Below are 19,535 nucleotides of genomic sequence, written 5' to 3' on the forward strand. Positions count from 1 at the left end.
GGGCGTTGAAAATGAAAAAAGGACTTAGGAAAGTCCTAAGTCCTTTGTAATTGATGGTGGAGCTGAACAGGATCGAACTGTCGACCTCTTGAATGCCATTCAAGCGCTCTCCCAACTGAGCTACAGCCCCATCGAAGGAGTCCTGTTTATAGCAAACGGTGATTTGACTGTCAATATATAATTCTTGGCTGACGGTAAAAAAGTTCCTCCCGCACAGCCGCCCTGGCAGCGGATCTACGTCTTCGCGCTGGCACGATCAACCTCCTCTTGTTCCCCAGATTCCTAAAGTAGTGCTTTTAATGATGAGTCTGCTGCAACGCTTCTGTGAGGATTATCGTCCCTTCTATGGTTCTGCGACGTTTCGCTTTCGATTCCTCCTATACAGTCAAGCCGTCGGTGGCCCGATACGACATAGGCAGCCCAAGCCAATACGGCGACCATTGCTAGCAAGGGCTGCCCCCATTCGACCGCCTAGTGGATCGTATTGTAGTGAGCTATCGGCCGAGCACTCTGAATATCAGGGAGAGTGGCTGAGGTGAAATCCGACCAACAAAATTCCTTTCCTCATACCGGATCCGTCAAAACAATCCTTTCTAGAGCTGTGGTTACCGTACTGGTCTGGACGCTGCTCCTGGCGATTGCCGTGTGGTGGAACGTCCGCGTCGCCTACCAGCAGGCGTTTGAGCTTGCCAAGACCCAGGCCCATATAGCGCTGGGCAAGGACCTCGCCTTCAGGAGGTGGGCCTCCAAGCGAGGCGGTATCTACATGGAACTCGGGCCCCTGGTTTCCCCGAGCCCCTTGCTGAACCATCTCCCCGACCGCGACCTTATAGCGACCAACGGGGTCCACCTCACTCTGAAAAACCCCGCCATGATCATGAACGAGATCACGCAGGAGGCGCCACAGTTCTACGGAGTCAAAACCAGGATCACCTCCAGGCTGTACATGAACGCGGTGGACGCGCCGGACCCGTGGGAACGGACCGCTCTCTTCATCGTGGAGGGAACCCGCGAAGATTACTTCGCGGCCACCCTCATCGACGGCAAGCCGTACCTGCGCATGATGCAACCCATGATCATGGAACCATCCTGCCTCAAGTGCCATGCCTGGACCGGGATCAAGGTGGGAGAGTTGCGCGGCGGGACCGACGTCTCGATCCCCCTGGCGCCGTTTTATGCCGCGGCCGCGAAGCAGGCCCGGGGTGTAGCGGCGAGTCACGGCGCCATCTGGCTCCTGGGGATCGTTTCGATCGGCTTCATCACCCGCCGGACCATCCTCGTCGAGGTGGAGCGGTCCCATCAGGAAGCAGAGCTCAAGGAGAAAAACCTCGAGTTGCAGGACTCCAGGCAGTACCTCCTGACCATCATCGACTTCCTGCCCGACGCCACGCTGATCATCGACAGCGCCGGCAAGGTGGTGGGGTGGAACCGGGAACTCTCCAGGCTTACCGGCGTGGCGGCCGAGGCCATGATCGGCCGAGGCGAGTTGGCGTACTCCCTTCCTTTCTACGGCCAGCGACGCCCGCTGTTGATCGACGTCGCGATGAATCCTGCTCTGGACGGCGACGGTCGCTATGACGGTTTTTCCCGCCTCGGCGACATCGTGCATGGCGAGTGCTGGGCACCCTGCCTGGGAGAAACGCCCGCGTACCTCATCTCCGCCGCGTCGGTGCTGCGCAACTCGAAGGGTGAGATGATCGGCGCCATCGAGTGCATCAGGGACAACACCGAACAGATGAAGGCGCAAAAACGGATCAAGCTGCTCGCGAAGATCTTCAACGAAAGCGGCGAGGCCATCGTCATCACCGACAACGAAAACAGGATCATCGAGACCAACAAGGCTTTCGCGCAGTTCACCGGGTATTCCCGCGAGGAAGCGCTGGGCAAGAATCCCAGGGTACTCAAGTCCGGCATAGAGGACAGCAAGTTTTACGAGAAAATGTGGCGCTCCATCCTTGAGACCAACTACTGGCAGGGAGAGATCTGGGACAAGCGCAAGGATGGCTCCCTCTATCCCAAGTGGCTTACCATCACGGCCATTCGCGGCGAGGACAACGTCATCACCAACTACTTTGCGACCTTCTCAGACATCACCCAGCGCAAAGAGGCGGAGAAGCGGATCGAGCAGTTGGCGCATACCGATACCCTCACGTCGCTCCCGAACCGGCACACGCTGGTCGAGAGGCTGACCCAGGCTCTCGAGCAGGCCAAGCGGGGAGGGCACTCGCTCGCCGTCCTCTTCGTCGACCTGGATCGTTTCAAGATGATCAACGACACCCTGGGGCATCATGTCGGGGACCTGCTGCTCATGGAGGTGGCGTCCCGGCTCAAGAGCTCGCTGCGGGCCGAGGATGTGGTGGCGCGCTTTGGCGGCGACGAGTTCGTGGTGGTGCAACCAAGGATCCGGTCGCAGGTGGAGCCCGCGCATCTGGCGGAGAAGATCCTAAAGACCGTGGCCGCGCCGTATTTTCTGGACAACAACACCGTCTACACCAGTCCCAGTATCGGCATCAGCGTCTTCCCCAGTGACGGAACGACTGTGGCGGAACTCTTCAAGAACGCCGATGCGGCGATGTACCACGCCAAGGCGGCCGGGCGCAACACTTACCAGATGTTCACCAAGGAGATGCACACCGCAGCGCGACAGCGGCTGGCCATTGAGAACAGCCTGCGCAGCGCCCTCGCCAACGATGAGTTCGTGCTCCACTACCAGCCGCAGGTGGAAGCGGCCAGCGGCAAGCTGGTGGGCTTCGAGGCCCTGGTACGCTGGCAGAACCCGGATAGGGGCATGGTCCTCCCCGACAGCTTCATTCCGGTGGCCGAAGAGACGGGGATGATCCTGGAGATCGGCCGGCAGGTGTTCGAGAAAGCCTGCCGGCAGGCCGCATTCTGGCGCGGGGCTGGGCACCCCTGCGTGAGGATCGCGGTCAACCTTTCCGCCCGGCAGTTGCGGCAGCCCGATCTGCCCGAGCTTTTATCCGGGATCATGAAACAGTGCGGCGCCGATCCCGAAATGATCGAGCTGGAGGTAACTGAAAGCATGACCATGGAGCGTCCTGTCGAGAGCATCAGGATACTGGGTGCCTTGAAGTCGATGGGGATCGGGCTTTCCATCGACGATTTCGGCACCGGGTACTCCTCGTTGAGTTACTTGAAGCTCTTCCCGGTGGACAAGCTGAAGATCGATCGCTCCTTCGTGAAGGATCTCGAGGTCGATCCAGACGATGCCGCCATCGCCTCGGCGACCATCGCCATGGCGCACACCTTAGGCAAGAAGGTGGTTGCCGAGGGGGTAGAGACGCAGGCCCAGCTCGACTTCCTGGTGGAGCACGGCTGTGACATCATCCAGGGGTATTATTTCAGCAAGCCTCTGTCAGCGGAGGATGCCGAACAGTATCTGTCGCAACGTGCGGAGAATAAGAGCCTCTGACAGGAATGGGAGATGTTAGGGAAAGTTACTTGACCCGCGTTCGTTTTGTTGGTATAAGATGTCTCTCTTTTGTGGCGGGAGATTAGTTCCGTTTTAAAAGACGCCGGAGTGGTGAAATTGGTAGACGCACTGGACTCAAAATCCAGCGCCGCAAGGCGTGCCGGTTCGACCCCGGCCTCCGGTACCACAAAACAATCCAGTGAAGTACGCCGTATCCGATAAGGCCCTGAGAAATCAGGGCCTTATTTGTTTGGGTCGTTCAGCGATGTTCATCGATGTTCGGTGGTGTCCGGAAATCTTGGGGGTATTTTTTCGGGCATGGCACGATTCAGTTACCCTAGATACCATCAAAATGAGGGAGCTCATGCCGAAGCGAATCCTGCCATTGTCGGAGTCTCAGGTGGAAAGTGCTCAGCCCAAAAGCAAGGACTACAAGTTGTCTGACGGTTTTGGCTTGCACCTCTTAGTGACTACTGCCGGCGGGAAGTTATGGCGCTTCCAGTACAGACACATGGGGAAGCAGAAGCTGCTGGCGTTAGGTGTTTACCCGACTGTTTCCTTGGCAGTTGCACGAGATAAGCGAGGCGAGGCGAGAAAGCAACTAGCTGAGGGGTTAGACCCCAGCATGTTGAAAAAAATGCAGAAGGTGCCAGAGGCGAGTAGCTTCGAAGTAGTGACGCGGGAGTGGCATGAACGGTACAAGCCGCAATGGTCAGAACGTCACGCTGGAAACCTGCTGACTCGTCTGGAATATGATGTCTTCCCCTTCATCGGGAACATCGCCATAAGTGAAATCAAAACATCGGATCTGCTGGCTGTCTTGAGCCGGCTTCAGGTGCGAACGCTGGCGACAGCGGAGCGGATAAAGACCGCTTTAGGCCAGATATTTCGATATGCCGTTGAAACAGGTCGAGTCGTAGATGACCCGACGGAGACCTTACGTGGGTCACTGCCATCTAAAGGCGATAGATATTCCGCGCCTACCATGAACTGTAAAGCTATTGCTGCTCTCCTACTGGCCATAGACGGCTACCAAGGGGCTTCTGTTGTCAAATGCGCTATGCAACTAACGCCTCTTCTTCTTGTTGAGCCTGGGGATTTATGCCATGCGAAATGGGAAGAGATCGACTTTCAGAAAGAGGTGTGGACAATGCCAGCAGAAAGTGCCGGCATAGCTCAATCGCACATTGTCCCCTTGGCGCGTCAGTCCTATGAGATCCTTCGGCGGCTTAATTCCTTGACTAGACACAGCCGTTATGTTTTTCCAAGTCTCCGTACATCCCTTCGCTGCATGAGTCCTAACGCAATTTATGCCGCTCTCAATAGCATTGGTCTTACGAATGACGTGATTGCCGGCAATAGGTTTTGGGAAGCGGCCGGTACTTTTCTGGCAGAAGGAGCGAAGGTCAGCAGTGATGTAATAGAACTCCAACTAAAACTGTCGAAGAACCAAGCTGCATATGATCCGATGCAGTTTCTCCCACAGCGGCACGAAATGATGCAAAAATGGGCTGACTACCTGGACGAGCTGAAGAATAGAGGGGGTGACACAGTGCAAGAGCGCATCGATGAATAACCTTGGGCTCGAACTCCCGGTGGTGGCGCTCGTTTCCATGAGCCTCACTCCAGCAAGAGGGCTCCTGTGATCACCCGATCAGACTGGTGTGAAAATGGCCGAAACACCTTAAGAAGTGCTGAAAAGGAGAGCGCTATTCGCTGCGTAGCCGGTAGCCGACCCCTACCTCTGTGCCGATGTAGTAAGGCCGGGACGGGTCCTGCTCTATCTTCTGGCGCAGGTTGCGGATGGTGACCCGCAGCACGTTTTGCTGCTCCACGTGGGCCGCCCCCCAGATCTGCTTGAGGATCTGACTGTGGGTGAGTACGCGGCCGGCGTGCGTAACGAGCAGGCGCAAAAGCTCGTACTCGGTCGGAGTAAGTAACACCTCGTTGCCCGCGAGCCGCACCCGGCGTAGCGGCAGATCGACCTCCAGATCGTCGCAGCGGTACACCGGTTCGGGCGCCTGCTGCAGGCTCCTTCTGAGCGAAACGCGGATGCGGGCCTGCAGTTCGGCGATGCTGAAGGGCTTGATAAGGTAATCGTCCGCCCCCGCGTCGAGGGCGCCCACCTTGTCGTCGTCGCTGTCACGCACCGAAAGGACTATGATGGGGACTTGGGACCACTCGCGGATCCTCTTGATCACCTCCACTCCATCCAGGTCGGGCAGACCCAGGTCCTGCAGAATGATGTCGGGTCGGACCGCAGCGGCGGCTGCAAGGGCCGCGTGACCGTTCTCCGCCTCGAAGAGTGTGAACTCGCTGCCGGGTAGTGCGGCGCGCAGAAAACGCCGCACCGACACCTCGTCGTCCACCATGAGCACACGCGGCAGGTTCTCTCCTTTTCTTTCCTGCGCCGCTACAGCATCGTCTGTCCTGGTCGCACTACGCACCTTGTTCTCCTTCACTCGTCGTTTCTACTGGTAGCTCGATGGTCACTTTCAAGCCGCCGCCGTTGCGGTTTTCCGCACGGATCTCACCGCCATGCGCCTCCACGATCCCCTTGCAGATGGAAAGCCCCAATCCTGTGCCTCCCGCCCCCTCCGGAACCGGGACACGGTAGAACTTGTCGAAGATCCTGGCCAAATCCTCCTGCGGGACGCCTGGCCCTCGGTCCGCGACCTCCAGGGCCACCCTGCCGTCCGTAGTGCTCGCCGTCAGCTCTATGGTCCGGTCACGCGGCGCGTACTTCAGGGCGTTGTCGATCAGGTTTACCAGCACCTGGGTCATCAGGACCATGTCGATGCTCACCAGGGGGAGGTCCGGCTGCACCCGGATCTCCAGCCTGGTCTTGGCAAGCTGCGGTTCCATGGCTGCCAGTGCGCACCCCAGCAGATCCTGCAGATCCGATGGAATCCGCTTCAGCTTCAGCGCACCTGCCTCCAGCCTGGTCATGTCGAGGAGGTTGGCGACAAACCGGTTCAAGCGTGCGGCCTCTTCCCAGGCCGCATCGAGAAGGTCCTGTCTGGCGGGCTCATCGAGTACCGTGGTTCGGTCGCGGAGTGCGCCGAGCGCACCGGTGATGGTGACCAGCGGGGTGCGCAGGTCGTGCGAAATCGAGTTCAAGAGGGCTCGTTCCAGACTCTCGCGCGCTTGAAGAACCTGGGCCTGCTCTGCCTGCTTGACCAGGAGCACCCTTTCTATGGCAAACGACATCTGGGTGGCGAAGGCATGCAACAGGCGTCTGGTCAGGGGCGAGGCGTAGTCTGACTCTGCCTTGAGCCGGAGACCCAGGACACCGAGCACGTCTCCCGAGGTCTGCAGCGGCAGATACAGAAGTTTCGATGAAACCAGCGTATCGGTGCCCCGTCCGGCCGGGGAGCTGTTTCTGAAGGACCAGTCCGCCACCGCGTGCTCCTTGGTCTCCAGGACCAGCCCGGTGCTGGCCGCCCGAAGTGCCAGCCGCTCTCCTTCCGGCATCAGGACCGCCACCTCGCCGCCGATGCTGTGCTCGATGTTTTTCATGGTGGCGGCCACGATGCCGCTCAGATCGGAAGCCACCGCCAGGTCGCGGCTTAAGTAGTAGAGACTCGCGGTCTGCTCTTCGCGCTCCCTGATCGACTCGGCCCTCTCCCGTGCCTGAGAGACCAGGGTGCTGATGACGACGCCGACGGTGAACAGTGCGATGAACGTGATCACGTATTCCGTGTCGGCAACGGCGAAGGTCAGGTACGGCGGCACGAAGAAGAAATCGAAGGCGAGCACGCTGAAAAAGGCGGTGAGCACCGCGGGACGGCGCCCGAGCTTGGTGGCGGCAAGCACGAGCCCCAGGAGGTAGATCATCATGAGGTTGGTGGGGGCCAGCAAGGCCCGCAGCACCTGGCAGAGCAGGGTGATGGCCGTGACCAGCACCATCCCCTTCAGGTATCCTCCCCACGGAACAGGTTTCTTGGGAGTGACCGCCGCCGGTTTGGCCTTTTCCGCGGCAACGTCGATGCTGACGACGTAGATGTCGATGGGGCCGGAGAGCCTGATGAGCTCGTCCACCAGGGGCTGGCGCAAGAACTCGCGCCAGCGCGGCTTGGTCGGTTTCCCCACCACCACCTTGGTCACGTTGTTTTGCAGCGCGAATTGAATCAGGGCCTGGGCCACCGAGGTGGACGTCAGCGTCGCCACGTCCGCGCCGAGGCTCTCCGCCAGGCGCAGGTCGCGCCAGACCCGCTCCCGGTTCTCGCGGGCATGTCTGCTCAACCCCGGAGTCTCGATGTACACGGTGTGCCAGCGGGCCTTCATTTCGTCGGCGAGCCGCCTGGTGGTACGGATCAGCTTCTCGCTGTAGGGACTACCGCTCACGCATACCAGCAGTTTTTCCGCCGCCGGCCAGGGGCCGGTGATGGAGCGAGCCTCCATGTAGGCGCGCATCTGGTCGTCGACACGGGAGGCCGCGCGCCGCAGGGACAACTCGCGCAGGGCCATCAGGTTACCCGGCTTGAAGAACTTCTCCGTGGCGAGTATCGCCTTTTCCGGGATGTACACCTTCCCTTCGCGCAGCCGTTCCAGAAGGTCTTCCGGCGGTATGTCCACCAGCCTTATTTCCACGGCCAGGTCGAGCAGCTTGTCCGGGACCGTCTCGCGCACGATGACTCCAGTGATCTGGGCCACCACGTCGTTCAGGCTCTCGAAGTGCTGGATGTTGACCGTCGAATAGACGTCGATGCCGGCGCAAATGAGCTCCTCGACATCCTGCCAGCGCTTTTCGTGGCGCGAACCGGGGGCGTTGGTGTGGGCCAGTTCGTCCACCAGCGCGATCTGCGGCTTGCGGGCAAGCACCGCGTCGATGTCCATCTCCGGGAGCTGCACCCCCTGGTACTCGATCTGCTGTTTGGCGACGATCTCGAGCCCTTCCAGGAGCAGATCGGTCTCGCTCCTGCCGTGTGATTCCACATAGGCCGCGACCACGTCACGCCCCTCGCGCTTTCGCACGTGGGCGGCTTCCAGCATGGCATAGGTCTTCCCCACGCCCGGCGCGTAGCCCAGGAAGATCTTCAGCTTTCCGCGCCCGCTTTGCGCCTCTTCCTCAGCCTGGGCCACCTTGAGGAGCGTTTCCGGCGACGGTCTGGTCTCGTCGTCTCGCATGATTACCTGCTCTCTTGTTTATCCAGTGCCAGGTTCAACTCCAGCACGTTAACCCGCGGCTCGCCCAGGAAACCGAGCTGGCGGTCCTTCGTGCAGTCGGCAAGAAGCTTTTCCACCTGATGCTCCGCCATGCCGCGCGCCTTGGCGACCCTTGCCACCTGAACCTCGGCCGCATCGGGAGTCAGGTCCGGGTCGAGGCCGCTGCCCGAGGCCTGCACCAGCCCCGACGGAATGTTACCCAAGGCACCGGCATCGTGCTGCGCCTTGACTCGATCGGAAACCGTCTTCAGGTAGTCCGGGTTGGTGGGGCCAGAGTTGGAGCCGCCCGATGCCATCGGGTTGTAGCCGAAATCCGCCGTGGCTGAGGGGCGGGGCCAGAAATACTTGGCATCTGAAAAGGGCTGGCCGATCAGGGGGGAGCCGATCTCCCGGTGGTTCTTGTCCGTAGTGATGCTTCCCTGCGCTTGACTTGGGAAGAGCGCATAGGCAATGCCGGTCACAAGGCCCGGGTAGATACCGCCGCAGATGACGGTGAACAGTAGAAACATCAGTAATGCCGGTCGTAGTTCTTTCATAGAGGTATCCTCGGTATGTCCTACTCTATCTGAGTCGGTCGCTTCACGCAAACAGTGACACAGCCATATCGATGGCCTTGATGCCGATAAACGGCGCTATAATTCCGCCTAGACCGTAGATGAGCAGGTTGTGGATCAATAGTTTCTCGGCAGGCATGGGGCGAAACTTGGTTCCTTTGAGCGCCAACGGCACCAGGATCGGTATGATGAGCGCGTTGAAGATCACCGCCGAGAGGATGGCGCTGAAGGGACTGGACAGGCGCATCACGTTCAGCACGTTCAGCTGAGGGTAGATCGATAGCATCATGGCCGGAATGATGGCGAAGTACTTGGCCACGTCGTTGGAGATGCTGAAGGTGGTCAGGTTCCCCCTGGTCATCAGGATCTGCTTGCCCACCTCGACGATGTCCAGGAGTTTGGTCGGGTTCGAGTCGAGATCGATGATGTTGGCCGCCTCGCGCGCCGGTTGAGTGCCTGTGTTCATGGCGACCGCCACGTCCGCCTGGGCCAGCGCCGGGGCGTCGTTGGTGCCGTCGCCGGTCATGGCCACCATGAAACCTTGCTCCTGGTGCTCCTTGATCAGGCGCAGCTTGTCTTCGGGCTTTGCTTGGGCCAGGAAATCGTCCACCTGCGCTTCGGCAGCTATGGCCGCGGCGGTGAGCGGGTTGTCACCGGTGATCATCACCGTCTTGATGCCCATGCTGCGCAGCTGCTGGAAGCGCTCCTGGATCCCTCCCTTGATGATGTCCTTAAGGTTGATCACGCCCAGTATCTCCGCGTCGCTGCAGACCACGAGCGGCGTTGCCCCGGCCCGGGCGATCCGGTCCACCACGTCCGCCAGGTTGGACGGAATGGAGGCGGCGCCCATGCTTTTGACGAAGGAGATGGCGGAGTCCGAGGCACCCTTGCGGTATTTCCTGCCGAAGGTGTCTACACCCGACAGGCGCGTTTCGGCGCTGAAAGCGATGGTATGGGCGTCGGTGGGGAGCGACGCCAGGTCCAGGTCGTACTTCTTCCTGGCCAGAGCGACGATGCTCCTTCCCTCCGGGGTCTCGTCGGTAAGCGACGCGATCAGCGCCGCCTCGGCCAGTTCCTTCTCGGTGTGCCCGGCCACCGGCACGAACTCCACTGCCTCGCGGTTGCCCAGGGTGATGGTGCCGGTCTTGTCGAGCAGGAGCACGTTGACGTCGCCTGCCGCCTCTATGGCGCGGCCGGAGAGGGCGATCACGTTTTTCTGGAACAGGCGATCCATGCCGGCGATGCCGATGGCCGGCAGCAGCGCGGCGATGGTGGTCGGCGCCAGGCAGACGAAGAGTGCGACCAGCACGGTGAGCGAAACCGGCGTTCCCTGTCCAGCCGCCCGCACCGAGTAGAGGGAGAGGGGGCTTATGTTGGCGCAGACCAGCAGGAACACCAGGGTGAGCGCGATGAGCAGCACCTCCAGGGCGATCTCGTTGGGCGTCTTCCTCCGCTTGGCACCCTCGATGAGGGAGATCATGCGGTCCAGGAAGGTTTCGCCGGGGTTCGCGGTGATCCTCACGATGATCGAGTTGGCGATCACCTCGGTGCCGCCGGTGACCGCACTCCGGTCGCCGCCAGACTCCCTCACCACCGGGGCCGATTCGCCGGTGACCGCAGCCTCGTTGACCAGCGCCGCACCGGCTACCACGTCGCCGTCCCCGGCGATCATCTCGTGGGCCTCGACCAGGATGTAGTCGTCCTTTCTGAGCGATTGTGCCGGGACCGTCTCGAAGGGGGCGCCGAATTCAGGCTTTTTCAGCCGTTTTGCCGTCACCTCGGTGCGGCTTTTCCTGAGGGAAGCGGCGCGCGCCTTGCCGCGCCCCTCAGCCAGCGCTTCGGCGAAGGTGGCGAAGATCACGGTAAGCCAGAGCCAGATGGAAACGAGCCCCGTGAACCAGGCCGGTTCCTTGTTGGCGCCGGTGAGCGACATGACGAAGGTGACCAGGGTGATGACGCTTGCGATCTCGACGCAGAACATCACCGGGTTGCGCCAAAGTCCCCTCGGGTCCAGTTTCTTTATCGATTCCACGAGGGCGGGCTTCAGGATGCGGAGATCGAACATTGATATTGGTTCGGGTGCGTGTTTGGACATGTTACTTACCTCCCAGCATGATCAGGTGTTCGACGATCGGTCCCAGCGAGAGTGCCGGGAAGAAGGTGAGCGCACCGACGATGAGTATCACCAGCGTCAGCCAGAGCGCGAAGGGGATCTTGTCGGTGGGGAGGGTGCCCAGGCTCGGTGGGACGTATTTCTTCCCGGCCAGAGAACCGGCCATGGCCAGCGACGCCACGATTGGGGCGAAGCGCCCGAGGAACATGGCGATCGCCCCGGAGAGGTTGTAGAAGACGGTGTTGCCGTTCAGCCCCGCGAAGGCGCTGCCGTTGTTGTTGGACATGGAGGCGAACGCGTACAGCACCTCGGAGAGCCCGTGCGCGCCGGGGTTGGCCATAGAGGAGACCGACGACGGCAGCAGCAGGGCAAGCCCCGAGAAGATCAGCACCAGCACGCCGGAGGTGAGCACGGTGATGATGGACATCCACATCTCGCGCACCTCGATCTTTTTCCCCAGCAACTCCGGCGTTCGCCCGATCATCAGCCCCGCGATGAAGACCGCGATCACCACGAAGGCGATCATGGTGTAGAGTCCGGTGCCCACGCCTCCGAAGACCACCTCCGAAAGGAGGATCAAGGACAGTGGAACCATCCCTCCCAGGGGCGTCATGGAATCGTGCATGGCGTTGACCGCGCCGCAGGAGGTGCCGGTGGTTGCCGCCGCGAACAGCGAGGTGCCGATTACGCCGAATCGTGTCTCTTTCCCTTCCATGTTGACGCCGTGCACGCCGAGCTTGGCCACCAAAGGATTGCCGCTCGTTTCGGCACAGTAGAGGACGACCGTCGCGGTAACCAGGATCGCCAGCATCACCGCCAGCAGCGCCCACCCCTGGCGGGTGTTCCCCGCCATCACCCCGAAGGTGTAGGTGAGGCTACCGCTGATGAGGAGGATCAGGAAGACCTCCACGATGTTGGAGAGCGGGGTAGGGTTCTCGTAAGGGTGCGCCGAGTTGGCGTTGAAGAAACCGCCGCCGTTGGTGCCCAGTTCCTTGATCGCCTCCTGGGAAGCAACCGGTCCCATCGGAATGGTCACTTCTTTCACCGTGACCGTTTCGGTCACCGCGTTCCCCTTGGCGTCCTTCAGCGCCTTCCCTTTCGCATCCAGCTTCGGCTTGTCGTAGCTGGTCGCCTGGACCAGCGGCACCGTCTTATAGCCGCTGAAGTTCTGGATCACCCCTTGGGACACCAGGAATACCGCGAAGACCAGCGAGATGGGAAGCAGGATGTAGAGGGTGCACCTGGCGAGGTCGACGTAGAAATTGCCGATCTCCGAGAGCCTGCGCCGGACGAAGCCGCGAATGGTGGCGATGGCGACCACGATGCCGGTAGCGGCGGAGAGGAAGTTGTGTACTGCAAAGCCGGCCATCTGGGTGAAGTAGCTCGCCGTAGACTCGCCGCCGTAGTTCTGCCAGTTGGTGTTGGTCATGAAGCTGACCGCCGTGTTGAGCGCCAAGGGCCACGAGAAAGCCGGCAACTTCTGTGGGTTCAGAGGCAGGATTCCCTGGAGCAGCAGGATCGCGAGCAGGGCGACCCCGCAGATGATGTTGAAAAGGATCAGTGCCCACGCGTACCGCTGCCACTGCATCTCCTCATCCTTGTCCACGCCGCAGATGCGGTAGAGGAAGTTCTCGCAGGGGATCAGGACCGGAGAGAGGAACGTGCGGTCACCCTGGAAGACCTTGGCTAGGTAGCTCCCCAGCGGCTTTATTGCCAGCAGCAGGAGTACGAAAAAAAGGGTGGTCTGCAGCCATTCGTACATGTTCATGGTGTTCTCCCTGCGATTTTTTACTTCTGCTTGAGACGAGTGGTAATGATACAGGCCGTTGAGCCTTTCACCGCGAGGCTTCCCGGCTTTGCAAACCCCTCGATGACGTGCCCCTCGAAATAATAGTCACCGATCGTGCCGATTACCTTGACCTTCCCGGTCTGCTTGCCCACCGTCCACAAGTCCGGAGGATACTCGTGGTAAACCGTCAGGATATCGCCCACCTTGATGGCGTTATGCACATCATGCGTCCCGCTGTGGAACATGTGCACCTTGGCCCCGGCCGACATCACTTCATCCTCTTTCAGGTAGACAGGTTCCTGAACGGAAGGGGGGTATGAAACAGCATACAGGGGAGAAGCCAAGAATACCGGCAACGTTAACAGTAGCAGCAACTTTTTCATTTCACACTCCGTCGAAGTCAGACAATGTCACGGATGGTTCCCTCTTTACTCCTGATTCCGGGCAGTAAAGACAGATCTTCATGGTGGTCTCAAGGTGGTTCGGTTTACATCTGGATATTATCCTATCGCTGAACATCTAAAGAGGGTGTTAAAATGCCCCGCAAAGGCATTAAAAAGTTGTGAAGGGCAGTTGGTCGCTAGCTCTTTGAGATAGAGGTGGCCTTCACTGCTTGTGCAAAGATCGGCTTTTACTACGTTTCCACTGCGGTTGTGGATAAAGACCTTAGGCCTGTGGATAGTTGACGTGAATGTGGCGTGTTTTTAACTATTTTAGCGTTTTGCATAACTATTCAACAGCAAGCCTAACGTGTTGTAATTACGTTGAAACATTTGTCGCGTAGATCCGCAGTGGTCCCTTGTGGCTGTTGATGGTGTAACATGGGCAAGAACCGTTGATAAATGCCGAACTCTGTACGTTTATGCACCCGCGGGCAGGGTGGCAAAAGAGGTGGATAGTTCGGTCCCGGACTTCGAGCCCCCATTCGAGTAGTAGTGCGTGGGCTCTTTATGTGATAACGCCAGAGCGTCACCAATAAGCGGTCACAGGTTCAACTCAGTGCCGCTCCCCCCCCAACCAATCCCCCCTTTTCACAGAAAGATCCCTTAGACCACAGCAGTCCCTCTGTCACCTTTCTCTACTTTCTCCGCTAACGTCGTTTGTTCACTCTCTTCACACATGTGTCTTTTTCTTCCCAGGTTGTTGCCTGCACCTCGCCTGCACCGAACTCCTTGAACGACGTTTGTAGGCAACCTGTGTCGGGGTGCCGCGAGTGGTCATGAAGAAGGGGCGGGGAGGGGCTGCTGGAGTGGTGGCACCAACGTTGTTTGGTGGTCATTTTGGAAAAGGCAGGACTTATTTCTTAATGAGAACGTGGTCTTGGGCGTGGCGTGTTATGGGCGCCAGGCGCAGGGTCTGGCAATTTTTTATGAATAAAACAATTTTTTATATTGACACAAAAAACGGGTTCATATATTTTTACCGAAAAGTATAACTATTGAGTATATTTCTTGCCGGGAAACGCGGTTCCGGCCTTGGCGGTTTTGGTGTCGGTACCGGCACTGTCGTGAAAAACTTTGAGGAGGTAGCCAGATGGGAAAAGTCGAGATCAAAACCAGCACATGTTACGGGTGTGCTCACACGGCCTGCTTCGTAAAGGCGCATTTGGAGGACGGGAAACTGGTGAAGGTGACGCCCGACCCGGAGAAGATCTGCATTGACAACTGTCCGCGCGGGTTCCTGGCGCAGGACGGCAAGGCCTCGATCGAGTACCACTACGGGGAGAAGCGCATCAACTACCCGCTCAAGCGTGCCGGAAAGCGCGGCGAGAACAAGTGGGAGCGAATCTCGTGGGACCAGGCGCTGGACGAGATCGCCGCCAAGCTTCAAGGGCTTAAAGACAATTACGGACCGCACTGCGTCTGTTCGGCGACCGGCACCGCCCACCATTCCGACAACAACTGGGTGCCCTGGCGCTGGATGGTCGGTTTCGGAACGGTCAACAAGATCGGCAACGAGCAGATCTGCTACGGTGCCCAGTTCATTACCTCGGAACATACCTTCGGCTGGACCGCAAGTCCCTTCCCCGATCCGAATACCCCTCCCCAGGCGGCCGTCCTGGTCGGCAACGCGCACGAGACGGTGCCGCAGCTGTACAACGCCCTGAAAGAGGGGGCGAAGTTCGGCCTGAAGCTGATCGTCGTCGATCCACGCGCTACCGCGCCGGTCAATTTTGCCGACCAGTGGCTCCAGATCCGTCCCGGCACCGACATCGCGCTGTGGCTGTGCTGGATCAAGCTGATCATCGAGAACCACTGGTACGACGAGGAATTCGTCGAGGAGTGGTCTAACTCCCCGTTCCTCGTCCGCAGCGACACCGGCAAAATCCTGCGGGGGGAGGAGCTCGTGGACGGCGTTCCCAGGGATGCCTTCGTGGTCTGGAATACCAGGACCGGCGCGCCGTCGATCTGGAACGCCGACGAGCGCGTGTATATCGAGGAGGGGGTAGAGAAAGCGCTGGAAGGGATCTTCGCGGTAAAGCTCAAAGACGGCAGCGAGGTCGAGTGCAAGACCGTCTGGACCAGGCTCATTGAGCGCGTGGATGAGTGGACGCCGGAAAAGGCCGCGGAAGTGACCAACATCCCGGCGCACAAGATCGTCAGAGCCTGTGAGACCTACGCCACCAACACCCCGAGCATGTTCATGACGCCCGGCCACACCTACGACGCCTTCGCCCCCGGCTCTTCCAGCGTGTACCGCTGCCGCGACATCATCCGCGCCATCGTGGGCAATATCGACCGCTGCGAGAACCTGACCGGCTGCTACGACACGGGCAAGCTGGTGAGCATCTACGACATGGAGCTTCGCCCCGACGAGGCGTTCCCGGAGGAAGAGAAGAAAAAGCAGCCGGGATGGGACCGTTTCCGTGCGCTCACCTTCCAGGGGTTCGATCTGAAGGCCAAGTACGAGAAGAAGCAGTGGGGCGTTGCATCCAACGCCATGTACTCCAACCAGGGGCACCACCATATCATCTGGGGGGACATCATTGATGAGAAGCCTGACCGCACCAGGGCGATCATCGTCAACGGTAGCAACCCTCTGGTCAAGTACAGCAACTCCAAGCGCGTCTTCGAGGCCTTCAAGAAGCTCGACCTCGCGGTCGCACTCGAATTCACCATGACGCCGACCGCGGTGATGTGCGATTACGTGCTCCCCATGTCGGACTGGTTCGAGCGTCCCGAGATCGGCCCGTCCACACCGTGCGACATCTTCAACTTCATCCATCTGACCGACGCGGTGATGCCGCCGGAGTTCGAGCGCCGCTCCGACTACGACGTCTTCAAGGGGCTCGCCGAGCGCCTCGGCTTCGGCCAGGACTGGCAGTGGAAGGACCTCACCGAGTGCTACAACTGGCGCGCCCAGGGACTCCTCAAGGAGTACGACTGCAAGGACATCGCCGAGTTCGGCGAGAAGGTCGGCTTCGATTACCCCGCCCCCATCATCGAGCAGTACAAGCTGAGAAACGGCTTCGCGACCCCCACGGCGAAGGCGGAGGTCTGGTCGGTCATGCTGGAGGAGCTGCGCTACGACCCGCTTCCGGAGTACTACGAGCCGGCGTTGAGCCCGATCAACGAGCCGGAGCTGAACGCCGAGTACCCGCTTACCTTGATCGGCATCGACCGGCACCTCCCGAACTACCATTCCCAGTTCTACGAGGTCCCTTCGCTGCGCAAAATGTGTCCGGAACCGATCATGGACATCCATCCCGACGTGGCCCGCAGGATGGATCCTCCCATCGTCGACGGCGATTGGGTCTGGATCGAGACGCGCAAAGGGCGGATCAGGCAGCGCGCCAGGCTCACCTTCGGCATCGACCAGACCTGCGTCAGGACCATGCACCATTTCTGGTACCCGGAAATGCCCGGCGAGGAGCCCTACGTCCACGGTTTGTTCATCTCCAACACCAACGTGTTGACCGAGGACGACCCCGAGCTGTGCGATCCGGTCTTCGGGTCCTGGCCGCACACCGCGCTGCCGTGCAAGGTCTACAAGGTGGTGGAAGGGTCCAACCTGGCGGACGACCGGTCAAGGTAGGAAAGCAAACAGCCAAAAGCAAATCCCCCCTGTCCCCCCTGTCTCAAGGGGGGGACCTAGAGGGGAGATCAACTCTAAATCTGCTCCCCCTGTCCCCCTGTATCAAGGGGGGGACCTGGAGCGGGAGATCAACTCTAAATCTGCGCTCCCCCTGTCCGCCTTTGTCAAAGGGGGGACAGGGAGCGGGGGATCGACTCTAAATCTACGCTGAATGAAAAAGGAGATAGCCATGTCAGAGGATCTGAAGATTACAGACAAGAAACTGGTAGGTAAGACCGCCATCATCACCGGGGCCTCCCGCGGCATGGGAAGGGCCGCCGCGATACTGTTCGGAGCCCACGGCGCCGATGTCGTGGTGAATTACCAAAAGGACAAGGAGGCCGCCGACCAGGTCGTCAGCAAGATCAGGGAACTGGGGGGAAAGGCCATCGCGGTCAAGGCCGACGTCGGCAAGATCTCAGAGCTTCCCGGGCTGATCGACGCCTGCATCAAGGAGTTCGGCAAGCTCGACATCCTGTACCACAACGCCGCCATCCACTGGGTGGCCGGGGAGCTTGAGGACGTGACCGAGGAGGTATGGGACGTGACCTACAACAGCATCATCAAGGGACCGTTCTTCCTGACCAAGCTGGCCATCCCGCATCTGCAGAAGTCGAAGGGATCCATCCTCTTCACCTCCACCAGTTCGGCCGGCACCGCCACCCCGGCGGACCCGCACTACATGACCGCCAAGAACGCGGTCAACGCGCTGTACCGCATCCTGGCGGGGTGGCTCGCTCCCGAGGTCCGCGTCAACTGCGTGGTTCCGGGCTTCGTCATGACCGACATGTTCCGCCACCACCCGCCGCAGATGTGGGACGCCCTGGCCGGCATGGTGCCGATGCACCGGATGGCGACCCCGATGGATGTCGCCAACGCGGCGCTCTACCTCGTTTCCGACGATGCCTCCTACGTCACCGGCGTCTCCGTCGAGGTGGACGGCGGCAGGTCCTCGGCGATCCCCAGGCGCAACATCCTCCCGGCGCTCCAGGCCATGAAGCCGGGGCTGGGCCATTACGACAAGAGCGCCTACGGCGAGGCCGCCATCAAGACCATGGACGTGGGGCTGTAATCCCCCCCTTTGAACAGGGGGGATATCGAGTCGGCAAGCAGCCAAGGGGACAGGCCTCTGCGGAGCCTGTCCCCCGGCAGACACACCTACACCGATAAAGGGAGTTCGTCATGACTCTGGGTATCAACGCAACCGACCTGGAACGCCGCGTCGATTTCGACGCAATGCGGGCATACAAGCTGGACAGGATTCAACAACAACTGGTGGAGAAGAACCTCGGGGCCATGATCTGCTTCGACCCCGACAACATCCGCTACGCCACCTCCACCGCCCTTGGTGACTGGAGCCGGGACAAGTACGTCCGCTGGGCCGTGATCCCCAGGGGAGGCAAGCCGGTCCTCTTCGAGGTCGGGTCGGCCGCCGAGGTGAAAAAGGAGCTTTGCCCCTGGCTCGAGCGGGAGAACATCCAGCCCGGCGGCGGCTGGCTGCGCGGCGCCAATCACCCCGTGGGGAACGCCGTCATGCTGGGTGCGACCACGGCCAAGATCCACCAGGTGCTCGCCGCCAACAAGGTGGAGAAGGAACCGATCGGCATCGACAGCGTCGACCTTTACATCCTGGGCGCCCTGAAGGAGAAGGACCTCAACATCGTCAACGGCTGGGACGTGATGTGGGACGCCCGGGTCATCAAGTCGCCGGACGAGCTGAAGCTGATCGAGACCTCCGCCTCGCTGGCGGACGGCTGCTGGGAGCACGTCGCCAACTTCATTCGCCCCGGCGTCAGGGAGAGCGACATCGTGGCCGAGATCTACGGCTGGATGCTCAGCCACGGGGCCGACCGGATGACAGGGGTGAACTGCGTGTCAGGGCCGAGAAGCAACCCGCACCCGCACGACTGCTCCGACCGGATGATCCGCCCCGGCGAACTGGTCTTCATCGACATCATGAGCCACTACCTTGGCTACGGCACCTGCTACTACCGCACCTTCGCCACCACCCGCGCGACGCAAAAGCAGAAGGACCTCTACAAGAAGGCCTACGACTGGCTGCAGCGCTCCATCGAGGTGGTCAAGCCGGGCATCACCACCTCGGACATCGCCCGTCAGTGGCCCTCGGCGCAGGAACTGGGCTTCCCCAACGAGATGGCCGCCGCAGGCCTTTGCATAGGTCACGGCATCGGCCTCAGCATCCACGAGAAGCCGTTCATCACCCGGGCCTTGATCGACTGCCCGTCGCAGATCGAGGCGGGGATGCATTTTGCGCTGGAGACCTTCTGTGGCGACGGTGACGACGGGGCCAGGATCGAGTCCCAGATCATCGTGACCGAGACCGGCCACAAGGTCATCACCCAGTGGCCCTGCGAGGAGCTGATGGTCTGCGCGCCGCGCTAGCGG

General features: G+C 60.3%; 11 protein-coding genes and 2 tRNA genes. 6 read left to right on the forward strand and 7 right to left on the reverse strand.

The genetic code is table 11. The features are described 5' to 3' along the window. Positions 1-54: 54 nt before the first annotated feature. A tRNA-Ala gene (locus tag KOL99_RS12800) sits at positions 55-130 on the reverse strand. A 471-nt stretch (positions 131-601) separates the two neighbouring features. On the opposite strand from KOL99_RS12800, the gene KOL99_RS12805 reads away from it, so the two are divergent. From KOL99_RS12805 to KOL99_RS12815, 3 genes are all read left to right on the forward strand, one after another. Further along, positions 602-3,430 (forward strand): EAL domain-containing protein, encoded by a 2,829-nt coding sequence (locus KOL99_RS12805; protein ID WP_216510842.1) that lies wholly within the window; start codon positions 602-604, stop codon positions 3,428-3,430. A 102-nt stretch (positions 3,431-3,532) separates the two neighbouring features. Further along, positions 3,533-3,617, forward strand: a tRNA-Leu gene (locus tag KOL99_RS12810). A gap of 177 nt (positions 3,618-3,794) precedes the next feature. Beyond that, positions 3,795-5,006, forward strand: coding sequence for a tyrosine-type recombinase/integrase (locus KOL99_RS12815; protein ID WP_216510843.1), 1,212 nt, complete (start codon positions 3,795-3,797; stop codon positions 5,004-5,006). Between the two features lie 133 nt (positions 5,007-5,139). On the opposite strand, the gene KOL99_RS12820 is transcribed toward KOL99_RS12815, so the two are convergent. The 6 genes from KOL99_RS12820 to KOL99_RS12845 all read right to left on the reverse strand — a co-directional run bounded on the left by KOL99_RS12820 (position 5,140) and on the right by KOL99_RS12845 (position 13,438). Beyond that, positions 5,140-5,802 (reverse strand): response regulator, encoded by a 663-nt coding sequence (locus tag KOL99_RS12820; RefSeq protein WP_216511137.1) that lies wholly within the window; start codon positions 5,800-5,802, stop codon positions 5,140-5,142. 67 nt (positions 5,803-5,869) lie between these two features. Beyond that, positions 5,870-8,560: a sensor histidine kinase gene (locus KOL99_RS12825; RefSeq protein ID WP_216510844.1), complete on the reverse strand. Its 2,691-nt coding sequence runs from the start codon at positions 8,558-8,560 to the stop codon at positions 5,870-5,872. A gap of 2 nt (positions 8,561-8,562) precedes the next feature. Beyond that, entirely contained in the window at positions 8,563-9,135 is a 573-nt protein-coding gene (gene kdpC / locus KOL99_RS12830; protein WP_216510845.1) for a potassium-transporting ATPase subunit KdpC, read from the reverse strand. A gap of 43 nt (positions 9,136-9,178) precedes the next feature. Then, positions 9,179-11,248 carry a potassium-transporting ATPase subunit KdpB gene (gene kdpB / locus KOL99_RS12835; RefSeq protein WP_216510846.1) on the reverse strand — a complete coding sequence of 690 codons (2,070 nt, stop codon included), beginning with the start codon at positions 11,246-11,248 and terminating at the stop codon, positions 9,179-9,181. 1 nt (position 11,249) lies between these two features. Then, a complete protein-coding gene (gene kdpA, locus KOL99_RS12840; protein WP_216510847.1) occupies positions 11,250-13,034 on the reverse strand; it encodes a potassium-transporting ATPase subunit KdpA in 1,785 nt (594 codons plus the stop codon). 20 nt (positions 13,035-13,054) lie between these two features. Further along, on the reverse strand, positions 13,055-13,438 hold the full coding sequence (locus KOL99_RS12845; RefSeq protein ID WP_216510848.1) for a hypothetical protein: 384 nt from the start codon (positions 13,436-13,438) through the stop codon (positions 13,055-13,057). Between the two features lie 1,150 nt (positions 13,439-14,588). On the opposite strand from KOL99_RS12845, the gene KOL99_RS12850 reads away from it, so the two are divergent. The 3 genes from KOL99_RS12850 to KOL99_RS12860 all read left to right on the forward strand — a co-directional run bounded on the left by KOL99_RS12850 (position 14,589) and on the right by KOL99_RS12860 (position 19,532). Next, positions 14,589-17,090, forward strand: coding sequence for a molybdopterin-containing oxidoreductase family protein (locus KOL99_RS12850; RefSeq protein ID WP_216510849.1), 2,502 nt, complete (start codon positions 14,589-14,591; stop codon positions 17,088-17,090). Positions 17,091-17,319: 229 nt separating this feature from the next. Continuing rightward, entirely contained in the window at positions 17,320-18,201 is an 882-nt protein-coding gene (locus KOL99_RS12855; protein WP_216510850.1) for an SDR family NAD(P)-dependent oxidoreductase, read from the forward strand. Positions 18,202-18,311: 110 nt separating this feature from the next. After that, positions 18,312-19,532: a M24 family metallopeptidase gene (locus KOL99_RS12860; protein WP_216510851.1), complete on the forward strand. Its 1,221-nt coding sequence runs from the start codon at positions 18,312-18,314 to the stop codon at positions 19,530-19,532. The last annotated feature ends 3 nt before the right edge of the window (positions 19,533-19,535 follow it).

The sequence above is a fragment of the Geomonas azotofigens genome (assembly GCF_018919395.1).
Lineage (GTDB): Bacteria > Desulfobacterota > Desulfuromonadia > Geobacterales > Geobacteraceae > Geomonas > Geomonas azotofigens.